Genomic DNA, 3,634 nt, shown 5'->3' with positions numbered 1-3,634 from the left:
ATTCAAGGGTGACATTCCAGCGATTTTCGTGGTCGACGACAACCGCCATGAGTCTCTGGTCAACGTTCGCACTCAGGGCAAATACACCGTCATCGACAAGGTGGCACGGCAATTCACCTTGCGAGCCGATGGCAAGACGCTCTGCCTATACAACCGGGCTCGACCCAACGCCATCGATCCAGTCGAGCAGGTCTACGGTCCAACGAAACTAACAGGCGGTTCCACCCTGTTCGGGTCCAGCGGAGGGCGGGGATGACCCAGATCGATTATAACCAACTGGACGGCAGCCCGACGGTGGCGCGCCGCGGTGCGGGTGTGGGTACCAAAATCGCCCTGGTCGGCCTCGGCGTGGTGCTCGTAGGCGCGCTGATATGGCTGAACTGGCCTCGCGAGCCGGTATCGCGCGATCTTCGCAGCGATGCCGAGGAAAACTTCAACCCGCCGGAGTTTCGCCCGCCGGCGTTGAACGAGCCGCCTCAACCTGCCGACGGCACGATCGACCAGATCGTGGTGCCCCCGCCGGCCGCCGACCAGAGTGGCACGCAGCAGGCTGACAATGTCGATCAGATCGTGCAGGAGGGCGCAGACCTTGATGCGCAGCGGCGCGCGCTGGAGGCACAAATGGCGGCCGAGGAAGCTCGCCGCAAGGCCGAGGCGGAAGAGGCCCGCCGCAAGGCCGCGGCTGAGGACGAGGCTCGCCGCAAGGCTGAGGCCGCCGAGCATGAAAAGGCGGTGTGGGAACGCTTGCGGTCGAACCAGATGGTGACAAATGGTGAAACCGGCTCGACGGATGCCGGCGCCCAGGCGGCACAGGTCGAAATCGCGCCCGACGGTCAGATCGTCCCGGTCCCCGGAGCCGACAGTGATCCCAACAAGGCATTCCTGGCACAGTCCGAGGCAAGCTCTTCCGGCATCGTCAAAGCAAAAATCTTCCGACGCACCGATGCGTTGATCCCAGAAGGAACGATCCTTCGCGGCTATTTGGAAACCGCTGTTAACACCGACCTTCCCGGCGCGGTGCGCGCTGTCGTGCGTGAGGACGTGTTTTCGCTCGACGGGAGGCGGATCCTCATTCCGAAGGGCTCGCGCCTCACCGGAGAATACCGCTCGGGGCTTGCGCGCGGACAAAAGCGTGTTTTCATCGTCTGGAACAGGGTCATACGCTCGGACGGCATTTCCGTCGATATCAAGTCACCCGGTGCAGACGCGCTCGGCCGCGGTGGCATGGGCGGCCGTGTCGATACGCACTGGGCTGAACGGTACGGGAACGCCATCATGCTTTCCGTTGTTGGCGGTGTCTCTGAATATCTGTCCTCGCTTGGCGACAGCAGCCAGGATGGACAACAGCGCCAGGTGTCGACGATCGATCCCGTAACCGGTGAGACGACGACGGTAACTTATGGTGGCAATGGCTCGCAGCGCGACGCCCGCGGCATCGCGTTCGATAAGTCATCGACCGCCCTGCAGCAACTCGCGCAAGAGGCGTTTCGCGACACACAGAACATTGGCCCGACAGTCTATGTGGACCAGGGCACATCGGTTGTCGTGCTGGTGCGGCGAGATCTCGATTTTTCGGATTTGTACGCCGATCCCGTTCAGGAAGAAGTTGCACGAATGAAGGCAGGTGGGCGGCCGAAGACGGCGATCGATCCGACGCCTCTCTACACGCCAAAGGATAATTTCTATCCCGGCTATGGGAGCCCGGTGAAATGAATGCCGTGCATCCCCTCCCCGACCCATGGACCAGAGCTCCGGTCCTGCGCGCTCATCTGGAGCCGATATGGCCCTATTTGAACGAAGATGCGGTGTCCGAGATTGCGATCAACAGGCCCGGCGAATTGTTCATCGAACGCCTTGGCGCGAAGGAAATGGAGCACGTCATCAAGCGCGAGGTCACGCCGGGCTGGATACGCAACATCTCGACGGGCGTCGCCTCGGCGACCAATCAGGTCATCAACGAAGAAAACCCGGTCCTGTCGGCCGCTCTACCGTCTGGTGAGCGCATCCAATGCATCTTGCCGCCCGCGGCTCCCGAAGGCGGGGCGATCTCGATCCGCAAGCAGGTCATCATGGATATGAGCCTTGATGCCTACAAGGATCTCGGCGCCTTCGAGAACACGGCGATGGGTGCCGGCTTGGCGCTTTCATCGGAAGAAAAGCGACTTGTCGAGATGCTACACGACACATCGCCAATGGACTTCCTGCAATATGCGGTGCGCAACCGCGTCTCGATTGTCGTTTCCGGCGGGACGTCGACCGGGAAGACGACATTCTTGAATGCACTCCTGAAGGAGATCCCGGTCCATGAACGGATCATCACGATCGAAGACACCCGCGAACTGAGGCTGCCGGCTCCCAACAACGTCACTCTGATAGCATCGAAGGGCGATCAGGGCCTTGCCAAAGTCTCCGCCCAACAGCTACTCGAGGCCTCCCTTCGCATGCGACCCGACCGTCTGTTGCTGGGCGAGTTGCGCGGCGCTGAAACCTTCGCGTTTCTCCAGGCGATCAACACCGGTCACCCGGGTTCGCTTACCACCGTTCATGCCAACTCGGCCCGGTCCGCCTACGAGCGGCTGGCGCTCATGGTCATGCAGGGCAGCTCAGGCCTCTCACGAGGCGAAATCCTCGACTACCTGCGCGAGGTCATTCCGGTGGTCGTCCAGATGGTCCGCACCGAGGGCGGACGACGCGCCATCAGCGAGATCAAGTTCACCAAGGCGGAGACAATCTAGCGAGGCCGTCCATGCAGAAAGTCGCAACAGCAATTTTCATGGTGCTCGTGGCGATGGCCCTGGGCGTCCTGTTCTTCACGGTCGCCTATGCCGCGATTGATTGGTACAGGACTGGCTCCCACGTCCTGTTTGACCAGCTGAACGCCAATCCTTTGCCAGTTGTTGGTCTGGCCTGGGCTGACGTGACCGCGAGAACTTTTGACCGGATGCAATACGCCGTTGCAGCGGGAGCATTAGGGTTTCTTTTGCCACTGGTCAGCTTGTTTCTCATGCGTCCGAGAAAGCGCAATGACTCTCGCTTCATGACCATGAGCGACGTATCAAAAACCGGCCTGACGAAAGTGGGCGGCGTCTTCGTTGGTCGAGCCGGCGGTAGGCTTGCCGAAATTCTGTCGCCCGGCCGCGATCAGCGCTCCGGCAAGATCCACTTGACGCAGCGCAAGCTGATTGGTGGCAAGAAATTGTGGATTGATGGCGATGATGTCGGTGGCTTTGTCATAGGGCCGCCGCGCTCCGGTAAAGGCACGTCTCTCATCATCCCGAACGCCCTGACCTGGCCGCATTCGCTTGTGGTTCTCGACCTGCGGGGCGAGACCTATGCGGCAACTGCCGGCTACCGTTCAACCATGAGCCGTGTGGTGCGTTTCGCGCCGGCTGATCCGGACGGCAATACCGCATGCTACAATCCGATGGACTTCATCTCGCTGGATTCGGCGCAGCGCGACATCGACCTTCGCAATATCGCAGCGGCGCTGTTTCCGCGCCCCCCTTCCAACGCAGATCCCTACTGGGTCAACGATGCCCGCCTTCTTTTTACCGGCATCGCGTCCTTCGTCATGGAATCGCCTGCGATCCCGAACCAGAAGAAGACCTTCTCTACAATCCTCGAGATCATGAAT

General features: G+C 60.8%; 4 protein-coding genes. All 4 read left to right on the top strand.

Annotated elements, in window-relative coordinates; translation table 11 throughout:
- Nucleotides 1-256: TrbG/VirB9 family P-type conjugative transfer protein (locus tag EN935_RS26480; RefSeq protein WP_164771356.1), on the top strand; the 256-nt coding region annotated here is incomplete at its 5' end.
- Complete coding sequence (gene virB10, locus EN935_RS26475) at nt 253-1,713, top strand: type IV secretion system protein VirB10 (RefSeq protein WP_127373774.1); 1,461 nt, start codon at nt 253-255, stop codon at nt 1,711-1,713. The genes EN935_RS26480 and virB10, both read left to right, overlap by 4 nt.
- Nucleotides 1,710-2,735, top strand: coding sequence for a P-type DNA transfer ATPase VirB11 (virB11, locus tag EN935_RS26470; protein ID WP_127373773.1), 1,026 nt, complete (start codon nt 1,710-1,712; stop codon nt 2,733-2,735). Before virB10 ends, virB11 begins: the two co-directional genes overlap by 4 nt.
- 11 nt (nt 2,736-2,746) lie before the next feature.
- The coding region (locus EN935_RS26465; protein ID WP_164771355.1) for a type IV secretory system conjugative DNA transfer family protein at nt 2,747-3,634 on the top strand (888 nt) is incomplete at its 3' end.

This window comes from Mesorhizobium sp. M7D.F.Ca.US.004.03.1.1 (genome assembly GCF_003998635.1).
GTDB lineage: Bacteria > Pseudomonadota > Alphaproteobacteria > Rhizobiales > Rhizobiaceae > Mesorhizobium > Mesorhizobium loti.
This window is presented reverse-complemented; position numbering and strand designations above follow the sequence as displayed.

What these genes read in the sequence shown, in the direction of transcription:
- virB10 (WP_127373774.1), top strand. Translation starts at nt 253, where the DNA reads ATGACCCAGATCGATTATAACCAACTGGACGGCAGCCCGACGGTGGCG.
- virB11 (WP_127373773.1), top strand. Translation starts at nt 1,710, where the DNA reads ATGAATGCCGTGCATCCCCTCCCCGACCCATGGACCAGAGCTCCGGTC.